The 19,333-nt window shown below is 55.6% G+C and carries 17 protein-coding genes and 1 tRNA gene; 8 read left to right on the plus strand and 10 right to left on the minus strand.

Annotated elements, in window-relative coordinates; genetic code table 11:
- Nucleotides 1-50 precede the first annotated feature (50 nt).
- Nucleotides 51-668, plus strand: a complete 618-nt coding sequence (locus DYY88_RS18920) for a pilus assembly FimT family protein (protein WP_039725433.1) — start codon at nucleotides 51-53, stop codon at nucleotides 666-668.
- Between the two features lie 74 nt (nucleotides 669-742).
- Here DYY88_RS18920 and DYY88_RS18925 read toward each other — a convergent pair whose 3' ends face one another.
- Nucleotides 743-1,036, minus strand: a complete 294-nt coding sequence (locus DYY88_RS18925) for a DUF7734 family protein (protein WP_039725434.1) — start codon at nucleotides 1,034-1,036, stop codon at nucleotides 743-745.
- 26 nt (nucleotides 1,037-1,062) lie between these two features.
- A complete protein-coding gene (locus DYY88_RS18930) occupies nucleotides 1,063-1,692 on the minus strand; it encodes a DUF3177 family protein (protein ID WP_236146299.1) in 630 nt (209 codons plus the stop codon).
- Between the two features lie 170 nt (nucleotides 1,693-1,862).
- Between DYY88_RS18930 and ttcA the strand changes: the two genes are divergently transcribed.
- The 3 genes from ttcA (at nucleotide 1,863) to DYY88_RS18945 (ending at nucleotide 5,218) form a co-directional block, all read left to right on the plus strand.
- The gene (ttcA, locus tag DYY88_RS18935) at nucleotides 1,863-2,723 is read left to right on the plus strand and encodes a tRNA 2-thiocytidine(32) synthetase TtcA (RefSeq protein ID WP_039725435.1); all 861 of its coding nucleotides are present in this window, start codon (nucleotides 1,863-1,865) and stop codon (nucleotides 2,721-2,723) included.
- A gap of 315 nt (nucleotides 2,724-3,038) precedes the next feature.
- Nucleotides 3,039-3,998, plus strand: coding sequence for a cobalamin-binding protein (locus DYY88_RS18940; protein ID WP_039725436.1), 960 nt, complete (start codon nucleotides 3,039-3,041; stop codon nucleotides 3,996-3,998).
- 275 nt (nucleotides 3,999-4,273) lie between these two features.
- Entirely contained in the window at nucleotides 4,274-5,218 is a 945-nt protein-coding gene (locus DYY88_RS18945; RefSeq protein WP_039725437.1) for a c-type heme family protein, read from the plus strand.
- Between the two features lies 1 nt (nucleotide 5,219).
- On the opposite strand, the gene DYY88_RS18950 is transcribed toward DYY88_RS18945, so the two are convergent.
- Nucleotides 5,220-7,394 (minus strand): DUF8082 domain-containing protein, encoded by a 2,175-nt coding sequence (locus tag DYY88_RS18950; protein WP_072041290.1) that lies wholly within the window; start codon nucleotides 7,392-7,394, stop codon nucleotides 5,220-5,222.
- A gap of 269 nt (nucleotides 7,395-7,663) precedes the next feature.
- On the opposite strand from DYY88_RS18950, the gene DYY88_RS18955 reads away from it, so the two are divergent.
- On the plus strand, nucleotides 7,664-7,927 hold the full coding sequence (locus DYY88_RS18955) for a hypothetical protein (protein WP_130199521.1): 264 nt from the start codon (nucleotides 7,664-7,666) through the stop codon (nucleotides 7,925-7,927).
- Nucleotides 7,928-8,009: 82 nt separating this feature from the next.
- Here DYY88_RS18955 and DYY88_RS18960 read toward each other — a convergent pair whose 3' ends face one another.
- Together DYY88_RS18960 and DYY88_RS18965 are read right to left on the minus strand one after the other, a co-directional pair.
- Nucleotides 8,010-8,918, minus strand: a complete 909-nt coding sequence (locus DYY88_RS18960; protein ID WP_039725439.1) for a phosphate/phosphite/phosphonate ABC transporter substrate-binding protein — start codon at nucleotides 8,916-8,918, stop codon at nucleotides 8,010-8,012.
- 508 nt (nucleotides 8,919-9,426) lie between these two features.
- Nucleotides 9,427-11,217 carry an ABC transporter ATP-binding protein gene (locus tag DYY88_RS18965; RefSeq protein ID WP_367889309.1) on the minus strand — a complete coding sequence of 597 codons (1,791 nt, stop codon included), beginning with the start codon at nucleotides 11,215-11,217 and terminating at the stop codon, nucleotides 9,427-9,429.
- Nucleotides 11,218-11,350: 133 nt separating this feature from the next.
- On the opposite strand from DYY88_RS18965, the gene DYY88_RS18970 reads away from it, so the two are divergent.
- On the plus strand, nucleotides 11,351-12,997 hold the full coding sequence (locus DYY88_RS18970) for a DUF2079 domain-containing protein (RefSeq protein ID WP_039725440.1): 1,647 nt from the start codon (nucleotides 11,351-11,353) through the stop codon (nucleotides 12,995-12,997).
- A 135-nt stretch (nucleotides 12,998-13,132) separates the two neighbouring features.
- On the opposite strand, the gene DYY88_RS18975 is transcribed toward DYY88_RS18970, so the two are convergent.
- The 4 genes from DYY88_RS18975 to DYY88_RS18990 all read right to left on the minus strand — a co-directional run bounded on the left by DYY88_RS18975 (nucleotide 13,133) and on the right by DYY88_RS18990 (nucleotide 15,089).
- Nucleotides 13,133-13,205 (minus strand) — tRNA-Phe (locus tag DYY88_RS18975).
- A gap of 158 nt (nucleotides 13,206-13,363) precedes the next feature.
- The gene (locus tag DYY88_RS18980) at nucleotides 13,364-13,780 is read right to left on the minus strand and encodes a PPC domain-containing protein (RefSeq protein WP_039725441.1); all 417 of its coding nucleotides are present in this window, start codon (nucleotides 13,778-13,780) and stop codon (nucleotides 13,364-13,366) included.
- 130 nt (nucleotides 13,781-13,910) lie between these two features.
- Entirely contained in the window at nucleotides 13,911-14,126 is a 216-nt protein-coding gene (nblD, locus tag DYY88_RS18985; RefSeq protein WP_039729320.1) for an NblD family protein, read from the minus strand.
- Between the two features lie 102 nt (nucleotides 14,127-14,228).
- Entirely contained in the window at nucleotides 14,229-15,089 is an 861-nt protein-coding gene (locus tag DYY88_RS18990; RefSeq protein ID WP_039725442.1) for a fructosamine kinase family protein, read from the minus strand.
- Between the two features lie 152 nt (nucleotides 15,090-15,241).
- On the opposite strand from DYY88_RS18990, the gene DYY88_RS18995 reads away from it, so the two are divergent.
- Nucleotides 15,242-15,862 (plus strand): DNA-3-methyladenine glycosylase, encoded by a 621-nt coding sequence (locus DYY88_RS18995; protein ID WP_039729321.1) that lies wholly within the window; start codon nucleotides 15,242-15,244, stop codon nucleotides 15,860-15,862.
- A gap of 149 nt (nucleotides 15,863-16,011) precedes the next feature.
- Nucleotides 16,012-16,920, plus strand: a complete 909-nt coding sequence (locus DYY88_RS19000) for an ATP adenylyltransferase family protein (protein WP_039725443.1) — start codon at nucleotides 16,012-16,014, stop codon at nucleotides 16,918-16,920.
- 343 nt (nucleotides 16,921-17,263) lie between these two features.
- Here DYY88_RS19000 and DYY88_RS19005 read toward each other — a convergent pair whose 3' ends face one another.
- Nucleotides 17,264-19,033 (minus strand): Rqc2 family fibronectin-binding protein, encoded by a 1,770-nt coding sequence (locus DYY88_RS19005; protein WP_039725444.1) that lies wholly within the window; start codon nucleotides 19,031-19,033, stop codon nucleotides 17,264-17,266.
- Nucleotides 19,034-19,333 lie beyond the last annotated feature (300 nt).

The raw sequence follows: 19,333 nt of genomic DNA on the forward strand, positions 1-19,333 counted from the left end.
TCAGGGTGCCCGATCTCTTGCTTCAAACAGTCTTTGTCTTGGTAGTTAACATGTTTCTCCTGTCGTCCAAACACAAGCCATCAGAAGCCGGATTCACAATCCTAGAAGTCTTGGTGGTGGTTATTATTGTCGGGATCTTGGCCGCGATCGCGGCCCCCAGTTGGCTAGCCTACGCCACCCGCCAGCGCGTCCGCGCTGTTGAATCCGACCTTGTGCAAGTGCTTAAACAGGCTCAGCAAGACGCGATCGCTCAGCGCACTCAGGTCACCGTCCGCATTGACGAAGCCGAGACGTTGCCCACTGTCACCACAGTGGTTGGGCCGATTGCGGCAGGTGCAGATATTGCCACAGTTGATGGCTTTGAAGAAAGGCTTGGCCCTAATGAGCTACGGGACGGCATGATTACTCTAGATGCCAGCTCTCCCTCTGTGGCACCGGGCGGCGACCCCGAAGCGACCACCGCCATAACCTTTGACTATCAGGGCATGGTGAGACTAGGGCCAGCCAATACCACCGCCCAAGAATTACCCTTTGTCGTTAAAATCAATCCTGCCAATAATGACGGCATTCAGTCCTGTGCCGTGGTCACGACGATACTCGGTGGAGTCATGTCCTTTGAAGATGATACTTGCGACAATGATGCCGCCGCTTGGCAAGATGTCTTATAAGCAAACCTTTTCGGCTGTTTGAAATCCCGATTTCTCGAAGAAACTGGGGTTTTTGGCTATTGAGCCGATCGCTCTCATAAACCGAGTTGGGTCAGGCGATCGCTAAAGTCAGCCCAGGGAATGTCGCGTTCCAGATACTGCGGATTGTCGGGGGTGTAGGGACTTTGTAGGCGATCGATGGTGTCAATGATCGCCGCCTCAGACAAAACGGGAACTTCCGGATCAGCTGCTGTCGGCTTCACTAACGAGCTGGAGAAGCCGCGAAACACCACCACAAAATCTTCGTCGCCATCCACCTGGGCGTTGACCATCAACACTTCGTCAGGAAAGCGAAAGGTGTACTGTTCGAGTCGTTGAATAGGCAGCATGGTCGTGATTGGCGATCGCCCTAACTTTAGTTGATCGCTGAACGGCCCTGACGTCCGAGCCGCACAAAGACAAAGTAACCCAGCACCAGCAGATAAATCAGCAGACCGACGACCCCAAAGAATGCGAGAAACCCATTGGTATAGCCACCATGGAGAATCTCTTTATAGAGCAAGGGAGGCTGCAACCAAGTTTGACAAGCGGCCCCCGCAAATTGAGCGCGCGAAAACGCACAGGAAATATAAAACGCGAAAAACACGGCTCCTGCCAAACTGTAGACGCTGACGGCCCAGCGCCAAGCCACAAAGGCAAAGCGTAGCAAGGAGTTCGGTTGCTCACGAATCTCTTCGTTGAGGTCTTCCCAAAACCATAAACTGAGGGGAATGAGAATGCGTGCCATCAGGCCCGTGAGAAAGCTGAAAGTCAGGCCACCAATCATCAGATACACCGTGATCATCAGCAAACTCGCCACCCGCCAGTAGATCGTCAGCAACCGCTGGATGCTTTCATTTTTTTGCACGAAGGCCCAGATCAGCAGAATGAGGGGCAAGAACACCGTGAAGAGCACTGCAATCCGATAGTCTGCCCAAACGAATTTCTCTAAAGACCACATTTCAGCGGGTTCAGTAGCAGCCAGTAAGGTGGGCAGAGTCAGCATTGATGATGGGGAATAACAGCTTTATTAGGGTAGCACTGTAGCAGGGGGCAAGCGGCGCAGAGGTGCAGGGTGGCAGAGTGGCAGGGTGGGATGATTGAGTAGAGCGATCGCCCCTCTCTACAATGAATCGGTATGATCTTTCACGTCGTCCTCTATATTCACCACTGGTCATGACTGCTGCTCCCGTCACTCGCCCGTCTTCCAAAACGTTCAAAAAACTGCAGGCGTGGCTGCGATCGCAAGTGGGCAAAGCCATTGAAGACTACGGCATGATTCAAGACGGGGACAAAGTCATGGTGTGCCTGTCGGGGGGCAAAGATTCCTACACCTTGTTGGACATGCTGATGAGCTTGCAGCGCCGTGCCCCCGTGCAGTTCGAGCTGCTAGCGGTGAATCTGGATCAAAAGCAGCCCAACTTTCCGGCCCATGTGCTGCCGGAATATTTAACCCAGTTGGGCGTGCCGTTTCGCATTGTGGAGCAAGACACCTACAGCGTGGTCAAGCGGGTCATTCCGGAAGGCAAGACCATGTGTGGCCTCTGTTCGCGACTGCGGCGGGGCGTGCTGTATCGGGTGGCGGCGGAAGAAGGGGTGACCAAAATTGCCCTGGGCCATCATCGCGACGACCTGGTAGAAACCTTTTTTCTCAACCTATTCCACGGCGGGCGGATGAAGGCCATGCCCCCCAAACTGCTGACAGACGATCACCGCCACATTGTCATTCGACCCCTGGCCTACTGCCCGGAAAAAGATATCGCTCGCTATGCCCGCCAGCGCGAGTTTCCCATCATTCCCTGCACCCTGTGCGGCTCTCAAGACAATCTCCAGCGAGTACAAATTAAGCAGATGTTGACTCAATGGGAGCGGGAATCGCCGGGGCGGGTGGACTCCATTTTTCGCAGCTTGCAGCACGTCTCCGAGAGCCAGTTAGCCGATCCGCAGCTGTTTGACTTTCAGGGATTAGAGGCGCAGCGATCGCTCCCATCCCCCTCTGACGCAACTGATAATTCCCCCCTGCCCTGGGAACTGTGAAACTTGCAGGGTAACACCCAGGGTACGGGTTCCTTGGGCTATTCCTGACTGTCTCGGTTGATCCGACAGGGACCCGTCCCCTCACCCTGTCCCCTTACCCGCTCAGCCAGTCTTCTTTTTCTTCTTCATCATTTTGAGGAGTGGGCAAATTTCCCGACCCCTTGGGCGAGTATGCATTGGCTCCCCTGCCCCGCCGCTCCCATTGCCCATGCTCATGAACCGGACTAGCAATACCAGCCCCGATTGACACTTCCAGAAATCAACCGGGCCGATATAGTGTCATTAAGTCTCAGTTGTTGACTTAGGTGCCCTGCCATGACCCCGCTCAAAATTGTGTCTTTGTTGCCCAGTGCCACCGAAATCATTCACTGCCTCGGCCTGACGGAGTATCAGGTGGGGCGCAGTCATGAATGCGACTTTCCCGCCGCAGTGACCGCGCTTCCCCCTTGCACGGCCCCTAAGTTCAACCCCGAGGGCACCAGCGGCGAAATTCACGATCGCGTCACCGAGTTGCTGCAATCGGCGCTGAGCGTGTACCAAATCCAGACCGACGTGCTGGAGGCATTGCAGCCGACGCACATTTTGACCCAGGCCCAGTGCGAAGTTTGTGCCGTCAGTCTGCCGGAGGTGGAAGCGGCGGTGGCCTCTCTGACGGGGATTGCGCCGCACATTCTATCGCTGCAACCGAATCGGCTAGCAGAGGTGTGGGCTGATATTCGCCGGGTGGCGATCGCGCTCCTCGGCGATGCTGGCGGGGCTCGGGCAGAAGCCGCGATCGCGGCCCTCAAAGCCCGCGTTGATCACTGTCAAGCCCAAGTAGCGACGGCCTCCCATCGGCCCACAGTGGTGTGCATCGAGTGGCCCGACCCGCTGATGTCGGCGGGTAACTGGGTGCCCGAACTGGTGTCGCTAGCGGGGGGACGGCCCTTGTTGGCGCAAGTCGGCCAACATTCCCCGTGGATCACCTGGAATGATCTCGTCAAGACTGACCCCGAAGTGATTATTTTGATGCCCTGTGGCTATGACATAGCGACGACGATCCGCGAGAGTCAGGGGCTACGCGATCATCCTTATTGGTCTTTGCTCAGAGCGGTCAAGACTGGGCGCGTGTATGTCACCGACGGCAACCAGTATTTCAACCGTCCGGGGCCGCGACTGGTGGACTCGCTGGAGATTTTGGCGGAAATTTTGCATCCCGAGCAAATTTCCCCGCGCTACGCAGGGATGGGATGGCGATCGCTCCAAGACTGCCTGACGTTCGCTGCCGCAGAGTGAACAGCCCCGCGATCGCTCGATTTGTGACCTGGTTGATAACGGCAATCGCATGAAATGAAAGCAAAGTTTTTGAGCCTTCTGAGCACTCCTTGCGTAGATTGAAGGGAAGGCTGAACAGGGTGCTACATCAGAATTATTACCGCCGGGAAAGTTAGGCGAACCCCCGCAACTGTCATGCGATCGCGATGGCACGGTGCTCGGGTCGTCATTTCCCCGAAATCTCATCATTGCTTTTGTATTGCATTACAGAGTCCTCTAATGAGTAGTCGCCCCCTATGAATAAGCTCAAAAATTTACAACTCGGTCAAAAATTTACGCTCCTGCTGACGCTGGTCTTTTTAGGCGGCGTGCTGGCCAGCGGAGTCGCCCTCTCCTCAGTACTCAATCGCGGCACGCAGGGCCAACTCACCACCAATGCCCTCATGCTGATGGAGACCATGAACGCCATTCGCGGTTACACCAGCGAGCATGTGCAGCCCGAAATTGCCGATCGCCTGGAGGAAGAATTTCTCCCCGAAAGTGTGCCGGCTTATTCCGCTCGCGAGGTGTTTGAAACCTTTCGCCTGAACCCTAACTACAGCGACTTTTTCTACAAAGAAGCAACCCTCAACCCGACCAATCTGAGGGATAAGGCCGATGCCTTCGAAGCCGAGCTCGTCAACAATTTTCGGGCCAATCCCAACAACGCTTCAGAAGTGAGTGGCTTTCGCAGCACCCCAGCCGGAGACCTTTATTACATCGCTCGCCCCATCAAAGTGGGTCAGCAAAGTTGTCTGGAATGCCACAGCACCCCAGCCGCTGCCCCGGCCAGCATGATCGAGCGCTACGGCTCCGAAAATGGCTTTGGTTGGGAACTGGAGGAAATCGTGGGGGCACAAATGATTTCCGTCCCTGCCGAACGGGTTGTGCAGGCCGCTAGACAGTCCTTAGTGCTGATTTTAGGGATCTTTATTGTGGCGTTTGCGGTGGCGATCGTCCTGGTTAATCTCTGGCTCAAGCGCTTAGTCGTGCGACCGCTGAACCGCATGGCCATGGTGGCCGAGGCCGTCAGCATGGGCGATACCGAAGCAGAATTCACCCAAGACTCGCAAGACGAAGTGGGCAAACTGGCGGAAGCCTTTAACCGCATGCGCTTGAGCCTACAAATGGCGATGAAGCGGTTGGAACGCTATCGTGAGGGGCGACGCAGCGGTTCCTCAACGAACGACCTATCCCAGTAACTTATCCCAATAACTGCTGTTGAAATTCCTGTGCCTTGCGAGGATCAGGAATTTCAGCTGCTAACTGAGCCACAAATTCGGGCCGTTGTAAGTGTGCATAATCGGCCAGCGCATCTTCCAACAGCATTGCTGCCATGGGACCAACACAGCGGGTCAGTGCTTGTTGACATTGCTTGATAAAGTCTGGGCTCAAGCCCGAGACCGGTTCTTCATTGATGGTGGAGCTACCGCTGGGGGTGGGGGTCGCGGCGGTAGTGACTCCAGAAGTGCGGTGGTGGCCTTGGCTCATGGTATGAGCGGCACTCGTTGCGCCCGGCGATCGCCCCATGCCCGAACCACTCGCCTGACTGTAATGATTAGGCGCTGCACTGGGGATATGAATGCTGCTGACAAACTGCTCGGCTTGCTTGCCGTCAGATAGTTGTGACGCCAAAATATCGACCAACTCATGGGGACTGGCATCCGGATATTGATCGATCGCGTCTTCAATGATGAGGGTCGCCATGGGGCCGATGCAGCGGGTTAGTTCCTCCCGACAGCGCGAGACAAACGCCTCATTTTGCAGCAACGAACTCGAACGAATGTGCATCGGCGCGTTGAATTCCGGAGCCGCTTGAGGATCAGGAGACAGATCAATGCGCGTCATGGTGAGCATCGACTGCGGCAAAGGCGAGCTCACTTCCTCCGCCCCAAGTAGTGGCGTGAGCGCTTCGAGCACCGTTTGTGCCGACTGGAACCGCTCCTGGGGCTGCCGGTGGGTCAGCTGGCGCAGCAACATCGCAAATGAGTAGCTGATCGCCACATGCTGCTCCCACTGCCAGTCAAGCGTATTGCGATCCATCAATTCGCGGGGATAGCGCCCGGTGAGCATCACGATCGCTGTCACCCCTAAGGCATACAAGTCACTGCACGGAAAGCATTGGCCCAACTGAATTTGCTCCGGCGGGGAATAGCCAAATTTACCCACCACCGTGGCAGTGCGCGGCGCATCTTCGTCTTGCTCTACTTCGCCCGACAAAATCTCATTCATGGCATCGTTGACCAGCCCAAAGTCAATGAGGATGGGCAAGTCGCGCTCGCGGCAATACATCACATTGTCCGGCGAGATGTCGCGATGCACGATATTCAAGCCGTGGAGATATTCCAGTACTTGCAGCATGTGGATCAGCCAGCGCTTTACCTCCGGCTCAGAAAATGCCTGACCACTGCGCTTGCGCTCTTTGAGCAGGTGCGAATAGGTGACGCCGTCGATGTACTCCTGCACAATAAACAAGCGTTGTTCTTGGGTGAAGCCCGCGAGAAACTTGGGCACTTGAGGGTGATTAATCTGGTACAGCGTTTTCGCTTCGCGCTTGAAGAGGTCGAGGGCTTTTTGCAGCGATCGCTTCGACGCATTACGAGGAAAAAATTCCTTCAAGACGCACGCTTCCCCAAACCGCTGGGAATCTTCCACCAAATAGGAGCGGCCAAACCCGCCCTGCCCGAGCACCCGCTGAATCACATAGCGCCCCCCGACTTTGCTGCCTGGCCCCAACTTGCTGCGGGGCGAACCCACCTCACCCGACTCTCGCTGAGTCGGCCTTGCCGGGGCCACCGGCTCTTGATAGGTGGCGCTGGAATCGGTCGCGGCTTTTTCGTGCGGGTCGATATGGTAAGCCGGTTGCGGTTCCTGAATATTTTTGAGCTGTAGGGGACCTGCGTAGGTCGCGTTCAGCTCAACTCGCGACTTCACCACGTCATAGGCAATCTGTGAAATGCAGATCCCCCCCGGATGCGCTTCGGTCTGCAATCGGGCTGCAATATTGACCCCATTGCCCATCACGTCGCCGTCTTTAAAGAAAACATCCCCGAGATGCAGGCCAATCCGATGTTCGAGGCGCTGCTCTGGGGCTACAGATTGATAAGCAGCCGCCAGTTGATGCTGCATTTCTAAGCTACAGTTCACCGCCTGCACCGCACTCGAAAAGCACATCAGCAGGCCATCACCCGTAGATTTGATCACCCGTCCTTCAAACTGCTGGCACAAAGTTTCCATCAGCCCCAAGTCGCGATGAATCAGGTTGAGGGTGTCTTCCTCATCAATCGACATGCGGGCACTAAAGCCCACCGCATCGGTCAACACGATCGCTGCGAGGGTTCTCTGTCCTTGTGAGTTATCAGGTATCGGGTAGTTCATATAGTTGGGAAAAATATGCCATCGGTCGCCAGACCCTCGATGCAGAAGGTCCTACTACTACTCAGATGCTTCAACCCTGATCCGCCGATTTACCTACAAAGTGTGTAGGACAGTTGAAAAACTGGGTCCGCGTGTCGGTCACTCCGATCGCCACCAGCCCATAACCGTCGCAGTTATTAATCAATTTACGACTACCGTAGCGTAAGCCGCTGTGATTGATGTCAGTATGGAGCCCGGTTTATGGAATTTTACGGATGACATTGGGGGAGATGGCGATCGCATTACACGTTCTTGATGTCGTCGCCGTGCAAATTTTGGCCTTGAGTCAAGCTGGCGACTTATTTGCCAATGCCAGCAGATCTGGCGTTGTGCGATCTGGCGTTGTGCAGATAGCTCCGTTCATCTCTATGACAATAAAACGAGAAGCTGAGGCAGCAGGATTTTATCAAACCAAGTTTTCTCCCGATGTCCAAACCGAGATGCAATGCCCATTCTTCAAACTTTTGGGCCATCGGTATCTGAGTGCGGATTGATAAACCAATATCCATCAATGCAGCCGCTTATCGCCGCGCGATGTCCGTTTCCTTGAGGTTGATGGTGCCTGTGGGGTCGCTGCTACAGCTCCGGTTCTTCTGCCGCTGCCGCTTCACCCGGAACCGTCAAAACCGCCGGTTGTTCTCGCACACGATCTTCCAGGGGGCGCACTTTATCCACCAGCTGAATCAGTTGATCAAAGGTCGGGGGGGCCGCGTTGGCGATATATCCGGCATCCGAGGCGACGCTGGCCGGAGCGGCCTGCATGGCGTCCTCAATGAGGCGCTGCTGGTTGCGATCGATCGCGGGGCTCAGCAACACCGCCCCATTGTTGATTGTGCGGCTCTCATGCAGCACCCGCAAAGCATTCGCCCCAAACTCGTTGCGATACTGTTGATAGTCTTCTTCTGAGAGTGCCCCAGCGGCGACGTCGCCCTGGGCGACCCATGCCAAAACGGTTTTGGGCGTCGGGGCAAAGCGAATTTCGGCAAAGGTTAACCCGTACAAGTCATACAGCGGTAAGTAATAGCCAGTGGCCGAACCCGGTTCCCCTAAGGCAATCACTTCATTCGCCAAGTCAGACAAAGACTCAGCGGTGCTGTCAGTGGGCACCACCAGCACCGATCGCTGGTTGGGACTGCCCTGGAGCGGAAATAGGGGAATGTATTGGGCATCTTCGACGGCGATCGCCGCCAAGCCCGCTGGCGCAAAGGCCAGATCCCACGCTTGAGCCTGAATCTGTTCAACCGCCCGAATTTCATTGAACACTGGCTCTAGCTCGATTTGCGCCGCCAACGCTTCACTCAAATAGTCTTTGAGGGGAGTGTAAGCATCCACCGAAGCCGCCCCGGTGTCATAGCTGACGAGACCAATCACCAGACGACTGGGGCCACCCACTGGAGATGACTGCCCCTGACAGCCCGTCAGATTAAGCAGGAAGGCCAGACAGACTCCCAGGAGTCCCCAAGCGAGTAGTTGTCGTCGTCTCATACGCCGTGTGGTCAGCCCGATTGAACGCTTTCATTGTGCCGGGTTGCGCCCCATCAGCGGCTAAATCCACAGTTTTTTTAACGCTCTGGTCAGACCCATTCGGCAAGTACGCGCAATGTTCCATGCCGTCGCGCGCCGCACCGAACAATGGACAGAGGGCATCGAAGGGGATGGTTCGCTCACACGGCTCTTGACCATCGCGGCTGAACCGACAGGGAACCGTTTCCTGAAGCTACGGCTCATTGCAAAACCGCATTCATGATGAGTTCTATCGCGTTGTGCAGATAGCTCCGTTCATCTTTTTGGCAGAAAAACAGGGGGCTTAGAGTAAGAAGCAAGATTCTATCCAATCCAAGTTTTGTGAGGCAGGCGTCTTGCCTGCCCCAGGAAAGACGTCTCGGCTGTCCACACTGGGATTCAATTCCCATGCTTTCAACTTTTGGACTCTTGGCACCTGACTGCAGATTACTAGAGTCCTGGCCGCAGTGGTGCCCTTCCCCTGAAACCGTTACAACAGCACTTCTTCGAGTTTGTGTTGCTCCCAGAGTTGTTGGTAGAGACCGGGCTGGCGGACGAGTTCGTCGTGGGTGCCGATTTGGGCGATGCGGCCTTGATCCATCACCATGATGCGATCGCTCAACGCCGCCACCCCCATCTGGTGAGAGATAAAGAGCACCGTCTGGTTTTGGGTGCCGGTTTTCAGGTTGTTGAGGATGTCGGTGGCGGTTTGATTGTCAACGCTGGAAAGGGCGTCGTCGAGCACAACCACCGGGGCCTCGATCATCAGGGCACGAGCGAGGGCCGATCGCTGCCGTTGTCCGCCGGAGAGGGTGATGCCCCGTTCGCCGACAATCGTGTCGTATCGCTTCGGAAAGTTGTCGATTTCCGGCGCAATTTGGGCCAGTTTGGCGGCGTGCTGCACTTCCGGCAATTCTGCCAGCGGCTCACCATAGCGGATGTTGTTGTTGATGGTGGAGCTGAACAGGAAGCTCTCTTGGGGCACGTAGGCGATCGCTTTCCGCAAGTCCGCTAGGGGAATGTCGGTAATATCCTGACCATCGAGGAAGATTTGTCCGGGGGCAATATCCAGCAGGCGCGGCAGCGCATTCGCCAGGGTCGATTTGCCGGAACCAATGGGGCCGACGATCGCCACCGTTTCGCCGGGTTGAATGGTGAAGGAAACGCCGTTAAGGGCCGGAGCTTTGCTGTCGGGGTAGGCAAAGGTGAGGTCACGGGCCGACAGTTGCCCGCGAATGGTGTCACTGGGCACTGCCTGGACAGAGGGCGCATCGACGATTTTGGGCTGGCTGGTGAGAATCGCCTCGACGCGATCGATACTGACCTCGCCCCGTTGGTAGGCCGTGATGGTAAAGCCGAGCAGCGCCGTAGGAAAGACCAACCGTTCCACATAGAGCACCATGGCGACAAAGTCCCCGACGGACAGGGCACCATCCGCGATCGCCCCCGCCCCCGTCGCCAAAATCAGCAGCAGGCTAATGCTCGCTAGTCCGCCCAAGAGGGGAAACAGGGTGTTGCGGGTGCGGGCTAGGGTCAGGTTGGCATCCAGCAAATTGTCATTGAGTTCCGCAAAGGCGCGGCGTTCGTTCTCTTCCTGAGCGTAGATTTTGATCAGAGAAATGCCGCTCAGGTCTTCTTGAATCAGCTCGCTGAGGCGAGAAGTGGATTGCTGTACGCGGAGCTGTTGGTTGCGGAGGCGATCGCTAAACAGCCGCACCAAAATCAGCATGACGGGATAGACCACCAGCGCCACCACCGTCAGCCGCACACTCAGAGACAGCATCACCGGCACCGTGAACGCGTAGGCAAATAGGGTGTTCACCAAACTCAGCACGGCAAAGCCCAACAGGCGGCGAATATTATCCACATCGCTGGTGGCGCGACTGATCAGTTCGCCAATGGTGTTGGTGGCGAAATAGCTCGGCTCCATGCCCAGCAAATGCTCAAAAATGCGCTGTTTGAGGTCAAACTCGACCTGTCGTCCCACGCCAAAAATCAGGATGCGCGACGCCATGCGAATTACCCACATGATCGACGCCAGCACCAGCACCACGACCGCATAATACGTGATGCGATTAAAGCTAAAAGTTACCTGCAATTCGTCAATGCCGTCGCGAATCAGCAGGGGAATGCGCACGCCGACTAGATTGACCAGCATCAATGCAACAACGCCCAGCGCCACCCGCTGCCAATGGGGTCGCAGATATTCTCCAAGCTTTTTCAGATGCCAATTGCCCTGAGAGGACTGTTGCGATCGCGCCATGCTGCTGCCAAATTTCAACCTTTCTCATCCTAGACGACAAGGCTGAGGTTCCTGGGGGCGATCGCCGTCGCCAAATCATGCTGAGTGAGGCAAACAGGCGGTATTCTACGGTGCAGTAGAGTTTTAAAACTGGCAGGGCGGGGCTCGCAAGATGCTATTGAGTTGGCGCAAGGAAGCAGATTTGAGGCGAGTGGTCGCGATTGCGGCGGCTTTCTTTTTGGTCATCGCCGGGCTCCTGCTCCATCGCTATTTCACCTACTACGCCTCCTACGACCAGGGCATCTTTAACCAGGTGTTTTGGAACAACGCCCACGGCAACTTCTTTCAGAGCACCCTGTCATCGCAATTATCGACGGACGTGATTCACGCTGGGGAATTGCCCCGAGTGGACTATCGCCGTTTAGGACAACACTTCACCCCGGCGCTGCTGTTTTGGTGGCCGATTTACCGACTGTTTCCATCGCCGGTGACGTTGTCCGTGTTGCAAGCCGCCTTTGCGGCGATCGCGGGACTCCTCCTCTACTTTCTCGCCCGCAAGCATTTAGAACATCGCCTGTCGCTGGCAATCATGGTGAGCTTTTATGGGGGGATCGCCGTCCTCAATCCCTACCTCGCTAACTTTCACGATTTGGGCCAGATTCCCCTCTTTATGTTTGGCCTGTTATTGGCGATGGAATATCGCCGCTGGGCCATCTTCGGGCTGCTGTGTCTAGCCATTTTGGCCGTGCGCGAAGATAGCGCCATTCCCCTCTTTGGGGTCGGAGCGTATCTGCTGGCCAGTCGCCGCCATCCGGGGATCGGGGCCGGGGTCTGTACCCTCAGCGTGGGCTATTTTGTGCTGGTCACCAATGTCTTCATGCCCATCTTCTCCGACGACATTTCCAAACGATTCATGATTGAGGAGTTTGGTCAATATATCGACAGCGAAGAGGCATCCACGTTGGAAGTCTTGTGGGCCATGGTGAGTCAGCCCGGACTGCTCTTGCGAGAACTGGTGACGCCGCTGGATGGCACGTTGGAATATCTGGTCGGACACTGGCTTCCTTTGGCCTTCATCCCTGCGCTGTCGCCGACCACCTGGCTGATGTCTGGCCCCCCGCTGCTCAAAATGACCTTGACGGAAAGCAACTCAGGTCTCAATACCAGCATTCGCTATGCCCTGAATGTGGTGCCCGGCATGTTTTACGGGGCGATTATTTGGTGGCGAGGGCAGGGGTTTCGACGGTTTGGGCGATCGCTAGAACAAGTAACACCGCGATCGCCCGCCCGCAACTTCCGCCGCTTTTGGCGATTCTGCCTCATCATTTCGCTGATCCTGGTGCCGTTTACCAACCCCAGTCGCACCTTTTCCTTCGCTCTGCCCGACTCCTATCAACCCCTGGTCTACGTGCCCTTGCCGCAACAGTGGCAACGCGCGGGGGAAATTCATCAGCTATTGGCGCAGATTCCCCGTGAGGCCAGCGTTACAGCATCCACTTACATCGTGCCTCACCTATCAGGACGACGGGCCATTTTGCGCATGCCCCGAATTGAATATTTGAACGATGCAGGAACGGCAGAAACGGTGCAGTTCATCGCTGTTGACTTGGGGCGACTGCGGCGCTATCAAGTGGCCTTTGGCAGCGATCGCGATCGCTACAACACCTTTGTGCCCGTGATCAATAACCTGATCGAGAGCGGTCAATATGGCTTGATTGATGCCCGTAACGGTTTAGTCTTATTGGAACGAGGTCAGCCATCCAATCCCACCGCCCTGACTGACTGGCAAACCTTCTTGAGCATCAGTTCGACAGAATAATGCCGAAGCAGCAGGTCAAGCTATCTTCGGTTTTCCTGATGGCTAGCTGTTGCTGGCAATGCTCAACGCACGTCACTGCCCTGCGATCAATGAACTACCCGCAGCAAATAAGCTAAGTATTTGATGTCAAACAAATGCCAGGAGGCGGGCTTGAACCGCCGACACGAGGATTTTCAGTCCTCTGCTCTACCAGCTGAGCTATCCCGGCTTGAGCGCAAAACTTGAGCGCTTGATTAAGATAACAGACCCATTGAACCAACAGCAAGCGTTTTTTCGAAAATTGGCGAATTTGCGAGGACGTTGGTGATCGCTAGCATTGCCCACCTCAGAGCACACCTAGCTTATGCACCCCCGGGGCAACTGCTACTAGTCGATAGGGCGTAGACGTGCGACTTTAAGCAGAAATTCGCCTGAACCCTGGCCGGCATAGGAACGCACTCGCACCGTATAGGTCCCAGATTCGGTGATGCGGGCAAAGAGTAGAGAATTGGTGGTGCCGTCGGGGCCATCGTCATTCTCACCCACGGTGGTGCCATCGGGACCGAGCAGGGTAATCAAAGTGTCGAACTCTTCAGAAATCAAGTCGATCGCGACTTGGTCTCCATCTTCTAGCCGCACGGTGTAATCTCGGGCAAAGCCGCCCACCCCAGTCGGAATGTCGTTATCAGACAAGGTATCGGTGATTTCTCGATTGCTAGGCAGGGGAATAGGGCTATAAACCGAGTTCTGGGCCTGGGCTTTAACAGCGGTGAGGCCAAGGGTGCAGGCTACGGCGAGCGGCATCCATGCCCATGAACTAGCGGAGCGCGATAACTTCATAGATTTCTATTGCGGGAAGATTTCCTGTGTCATTATGGCTCAGCTTTGTGAGAATGCAGCCCTAACGCGACAAGCTGATCACATTTGCAACACTTTATCGCGGCACATCGGGCTTGTAGTAATCATCTTTGGTGGGCGTTTGCGAGCCCCCGTCGGGATTGATGCAGCCAGGTTTATCGACATATTTACAAACTCTGGCCCAGAGGCGAGCGCGGGTGCCCGGAGGTCCGGCGGAAAATTGGACGCGATCGCCCCCCACCACACCGACTAAGATTTTGACGCCACAGACCGGACAGGTTTGAGTTTCCATGAGGTCATTGCGAGAACTCGACTTGTCCATCATCTCAATAATTGGGTGCTTTCGGGCATGACAAACAGCTCGCCCAGCGCCCTGTTTGTCATGCCCTAGTCGTCAGCGCAACAAACGATCCATCATGCTCTGCGCCTGAGAGCCATAGCCCCCGCCAAACAGGTTGAAGTGATTGATGATGTGATACAGGTTGTAAAGAATTTTGCGCGTCTCGTACCCTGGCTCTAGGGGATAGGTGGCGTTGTAACCGTCATAAAAGGGTTGGGGAAAGCGGCCAAATAGCTCCGACATGGCGATATCCACTTCGCGATCGCCGTAATAAGTCGCTGGGTCCAAAATCACCGGGGTGCCGTCAACAGTCACGGAAGCGTTGCCCGACCACAAATCCCCATGCACGAGGGAGGGTTCAGGCGTGTGGCCTGCCAAGAGTGAAGGCACCGCTGCCATCAGTTCCTCCTGTCGCCGAAAGTTGCCGCGCCGATTGGCGAGTTGAAACTGATAGCGCAGCCGATGTTCGACATAAAATTCGACCCAGTCGTCTGTCCAGGGATTTTTTTGGGGTGTGTCGCCGATAGTGTTGTCACGCTGCCAGCCAAACCCGCGATCGCTCGTTACGCGGTGCATGGCGGCCAAATCTTGCCCCATTTGATACCACGAGTCGCGACTGCTATTGCCCAGCGGCAAATACTCCATCACGATGTAGCACGAGCCCTCGGCGGTGCCCCAACAAATTGGCTTCGGCACTCGAATGGTCTGCGTTTCCGCCATTTCCCGCAGGCCCAACGCCTCCGCTTCAAACATGGCATATTGGCTTGCCTGATTCAGCTTGAGGAAATAGTCGCGATCGCCATCCGTAATCCGAAAGGTCTGATTAATGCTGCCGCCACCCACGCTGCGGCGGTCTTGCAAGTCAAACGACTGACCCGTCGCGCGGGCAATGTCTTGGGCAATCAGGTTCCACATAGGCAAAATCGGCAAATCGAACGACAGTGAGGTTAACCCTAAAAGTTTTGTATCCTGCTTTAGTGCAGCATCGACTCGGACCTTGAGTCAAATCTCAATCCCGTCTTCACCAGACGATGCCTTGTCTAGCCAATTCTTGCGGTACCCGCGTGATGTCCTCTTCTTTGCCCAAATCGTCCATATCGGCTGAATGGTTGGGCCGCCCCGCTCCGGTCGTGGCTCCAGATCTGGTCGGTTGCACCCTCGTGCGCCAGTTTGCCGATGGCAGTCAATATCGCGGCCTGATCGTGGAAACCGAAGCCTACGCCCCCGATGACCCGGCTTGTCATGCCTATCGTCGCCGCACCGCCCGCAATGAAGTGATGTTTGGGCCACCGGGGAGCTGTTATGTCTACCTCATCTATGGCATGTACCACTGCATCAATGTGGTGACTGACGCCGACACCGTGCCCAGTGCCGTGCTCATTCGGGCCCTCGACCTCGATCGCGTGCCCCTCTGGATTGACGAGAAACAGCGCCAAAAGCCCCGTCGCATCGCCGCTGGCCCAGGCAAGTTATGTCGGGCTCTGCACATTGACCGCACCCTCAACGGCATTCACTTAACGGGCGGCCATCCCCTCTGGCTAGAACCGCGATCGCCCCACTGGGTTGAACAATTTGCCCAGGGGCACCATCAACTGGTGCAAACCACCCGCATCGGTCTCACTCAGGGCGTCGAGATTCCCTGGCGCTGGTATCTGGCCGATTGTCCCGCCGTTTCTAAAAAGGGATAACCATGACCTCCAACCAGGGGTTGATGATCTCAAACTTCAGTCTTCACACAGCAGTCTTATAAGTCGGCAATTACTCACTTTACGACCGCTGCAATCGCCCGGTAGGTTAGCACTAATCCTCACAACAGTTCCTCACACAGTTTGAATTTATGACGCAGTTTGCCGCTGGAGCGCCCGAAGTTTTGTGGCCGTTGGTGCAACAGACCACCACGCAAGCCTTGGCCAGTGGAGCACTCATGCCGATCGCAACGCATACTCATACCCTGGCCGATGGCGGCATTCCCTTTATGGTGCGGGTGGTCGATAGCCTGGCCCGGAAAGCAAAGCACGACCAAGCCCAGCGCGATCGCCCAGCGCGTCAGCCCGCTAATCCCTTTTTGCCCTACGAACCGGCCTTATTTGTGGCCGATTTGTCGCCTACCCACGTTTGCCTGCTCAACAAATTCAACGTGGTGGATCATCATCTGCTCGTCATCACTCGCGACTATGTTGCTCAGCAAACCTGGCTCACTCTTGAAGATTTTGTCGCCTGGGCGCGCTGCATCCAAGAGATTGATGGACTGGGCTTTTACAACAGTGGGCCGATCGCGGGGGCGAGCCAACACCATAAGCATCTGCAACTGGTGCCCTTTCAAGAGGACGACAGCGCCGCCACCTTGCCGATCGCTCAAATCATGCCCCCGCCAGGCTCCGCGATCGACCCCACACGCCTGCCAACTCTGCCCTTCCACCACCGTTGGCAGCCACTCCATCTCGACTGGCAACAAGATCATCGCAGCTTAGGCCAGCAGTTGCTCTCGACCTATCGCCAGTTACTGGCCACCCTGGGCTTGACGCTGACTACCCCGCAACCGGAGCAGTCCTATAATCTGCTGCTGACCCGCAACTGGATGCTGGTGGTAGGGCGATCGCACCCCGGCTACGACGGCATTGGCGTCAATAGCCTGGGCTACGCTGGCTGGCTATTGGTCAAGACCCCCGCCGAGCTGGAAAAACTGAGCCAGATTGGCCCCCTCAACCTGTTAACCAAAGTGGGCATCCCCGTTACCGAGCCCTAGTCAATAAACTAATTTTTTTGACGGTTCGGGGTGAACGGTTTTGTTCCTTGCTGCAGCAGATAATAAGCGAAATCTCCAAATAAAAAGCCGACTCCGCAAGAAGTCGGCCTTAAAAGAATATAGTTGCTCTCTCAAGTGGGAGGAAACGACGTCTCTCAAAACGTCCATGAAGCGGTGTTTCCCGATTCATCTCTCTCACCAAAAAGCATTGTATCAAGCCACACAGTTTTTTTGTCATAAAACTTCAGGATTTTCGCGAGATTGTCTTAGGGACCCTAAAGACAATCATGGTTTTTAGGTCGTTTTATCTGATATATGCTCATGAAACCCTGACAGCGATCCGTTAGGGTGCGGTTAAAACTGGCTCCGACGAGGCCGAATTTTCTAAAAGTTGAGGTTCGAGTTTAGTCGGCTGGCCCCACAACACGGTTTCGTGGGTATAGGTCACCATACCCGGCAGGGCACCCTTTGGCTTAAACACATATCTCGGTTGAGTAAATACGACGGGCACTTGGTCGGCCTGCTGGGCGCGACTGTAGTAGGCTGCCACATCAGCGGTGAACTGGAGATCTTCATCCGTGGGCACTTGTCCCGCATCTAAGCGCAACAGCACATGACTGCCGGGAATCTCTTGGGTATGAAACCAGAGATCGTAATCGGTGGCCGCTTTCGAAATCAGCAAATCATTCTGGCGGTTGTTGCGGCCCACCCAAACCTCCAAATTGCCGGGAGTCTGAAACTTGCGCACATTTAAAGCGTCCTTGCTGGCTGCAGTACCGGGTCGATAGGTCGGGTCTTCCAGATAAGTTTGCTGAATGAGTTCGTCGCGAATCTCTTGCAGCGCGATCAAATCGGGTTCGGCCTCGTATTGCTCCAGACGTTGCACCGCTGCGTCCACCTGATCAAGATAGGCAATTTCTGCCCGTACGGCCTGCAACAGGGGGGTAATGGCTTGGCGCGATCGCTTCAATTTTTGATGCTGCTTATAAATGGCCTGCGCATTCTGGATGGCATTTTTCTCGGGATCGAGGGCGATCGTCACCGTTTCCCCCGTTTCAAAATCCGCCAGCGCCATGGACTGCATACCCGGTTGCCACTGGTAGTTGTAAGCCATCAGCAGATCCGCCTGCTGACGATAGTCATCCGCTTGATCCGCCTTGTCTAACCGCTCGGCAAAGGTCGTTTCCTTTTGATGCAGCTTCTTCAGTAAGGTTTTGAGGCGCTGGGTGAGCTGATTTTTCAGCCGATCAAATTCTTGGCGATTCAGCGCTTCCTGATAGTAGTCTCGCAGTAAGGTCTGCACATCGGCTTTGGGTTGACCAATCGGAGCCAACACCGAATACCCAGACTCAAACAAATAGGGCGAAAATTGTCCGCTTTCCAGGCGCTGTAACCACCCTTGCCACTGGACAAACAACCGCTCCCACTCAGTTGGCGTCAAAGTTTCTACCGGCTGCTCTGGCGATAAGTCAGCCTGAGCGGTTAAATCACGGACCAGGGCCGAACTCAAGCCGCTATAAGCTTTGAACAGGGCTTTTTTGAGGGTGGTTGGCAGCAAACCGACGCGCTCTTGCCACCGCTCTTGGGGCTCGCTCAACTTGGGGAAGGGCCCTGGAATTGGCGGAGGCGGACTATATGGCGCTCCCGTGGCAATGGGTCGCACGCTGGACTGTTGCTCAGAGACTTGATGCGCTGCCGTCACGATTTGATTGCGGGCATTCACCAAAATCACGTTGCTGTACTTGCCCATGATTTCCACGTACAAATGCCACTCAATCGGGTCGCCCGGTCGCTGGGCAAAGGCCAAATCGAGGGCGCGTTCCCACGGCGCAACGGGGGTAATGCTGACTAAGGCATAGCCCCCCAACTGATGTTTGAGCTGCTGGCTAAAGGTAAACGTGTCGGGCACGCGGGGCGGCGGCGAGTCGATATGGAGCCGCGCCGCTTGCGGATGCCAGGAAAGTGTGAGCCAGCCTCGCTGATTGAGGGTACGCAGGGCGATCGCCAGGGTCGTCGCATCTCGCTGAATCACCTGCTCACAACGCGCGGGCAACCATGATTGACGCAGCTCGGCACAGGCGGCCATCAAAGTTGTGAAATCCACTGGTTGCATGGCTGACCTCTCCTGCTGACGAACGCAATGCAGCAAGCTCAACGCACTCCTGGCAGCGGCTCACTGTCGATATATCTTGAGGGGCTCTCCCCCCGTTCCTAATGCCAAAGAGACCACAATGCATCAGGCACAATTTTTCAGCAAGCCCGTGACTAAGTGCTCGAATTGCCCTCGGCGACAGCTACTTAGTCAGCGCTCCTAATAATTATGTTACAAATCGCCAGCAATATTTGCTGTTGGGCCTTCAATCCCACCGCCGCAACCGCTTCGGCTCTTGCTGCTCAATAGCTTTGTCGTTAA

The organism is Leptolyngbya iicbica LK, from assembly GCF_004212215.1.
In the GTDB taxonomy this organism is placed as follows: Bacteria; Cyanobacteriota; Cyanobacteriia; order Phormidesmidales; family Phormidesmidaceae; genus Halomicronema; species Halomicronema iicbica.

Coding starts and splice junctions, on each gene's coding strand:
- DYY88_RS18920 (WP_039725433.1), top strand. CDS start 51: ATGTTTCTCCTGTCGTCCAAACACAAGCCATCAGAAGCCGGATTCACA.
- DYY88_RS18925 (WP_039725434.1), bottom strand. CDS start 1,036: ATGCTGCCTATTCAACGACTCGAACAGTACACCTTTCGCTTTCCTGAC.
- DYY88_RS18930 (WP_236146299.1), bottom strand. CDS start 1,692: ATGCTGACTCTGCCCACCTTACTGGCTGCTACTGAACCCGCTGAAATG.
- ttcA (WP_039725435.1), top strand. CDS start 1,863: ATGACTGCTGCTCCCGTCACTCGCCCGTCTTCCAAAACGTTCAAAAAA.
- DYY88_RS18940 (WP_039725436.1), top strand. CDS start 3,039: ATGACCCCGCTCAAAATTGTGTCTTTGTTGCCCAGTGCCACCGAAATC.
- DYY88_RS18945 (WP_039725437.1), top strand. CDS start 4,274: ATGAATAAGCTCAAAAATTTACAACTCGGTCAAAAATTTACGCTCCTG.
- DYY88_RS18950 (WP_072041290.1), bottom strand. CDS start 7,394: ATGAACTACCCGATACCTGATAACTCACAAGGACAGAGAACCCTCGCA.
- DYY88_RS18955 (WP_130199521.1), top strand. CDS start 7,664: ATGGCGATCGCATTACACGTTCTTGATGTCGTCGCCGTGCAAATTTTG.
- DYY88_RS18960 (WP_039725439.1), bottom strand. CDS start 8,918: ATGAGACGACGACAACTACTCGCTTGGGGACTCCTGGGAGTCTGTCTG.
- DYY88_RS18970 (WP_039725440.1), top strand. CDS start 11,351: ATGCTATTGAGTTGGCGCAAGGAAGCAGATTTGAGGCGAGTGGTCGCG.
- DYY88_RS18980 (WP_039725441.1), bottom strand. CDS start 13,780: ATGCCGCTCGCCGTAGCCTGCACCCTTGGCCTCACCGCTGTTAAAGCC.
- nblD (WP_039729320.1), bottom strand. CDS start 14,126: ATGGAAACTCAAACCTGTCCGGTCTGTGGCGTCAAAATCTTAGTCGGT.
- DYY88_RS18990 (WP_039725442.1), bottom strand. CDS start 15,089: ATGTGGAACCTGATTGCCCAAGACATTGCCCGCGCGACGGGTCAGTCG.
- DYY88_RS18995 (WP_039729321.1), top strand. CDS start 15,242: ATGTCCTCTTCTTTGCCCAAATCGTCCATATCGGCTGAATGGTTGGGC.
- DYY88_RS19000 (WP_039725443.1), top strand. CDS start 16,012: ATGACGCAGTTTGCCGCTGGAGCGCCCGAAGTTTTGTGGCCGTTGGTG.
- DYY88_RS19005 (WP_039725444.1), bottom strand. CDS start 19,033: ATGCAACCAGTGGATTTCACAACTTTGATGGCCGCCTGTGCCGAGCTG.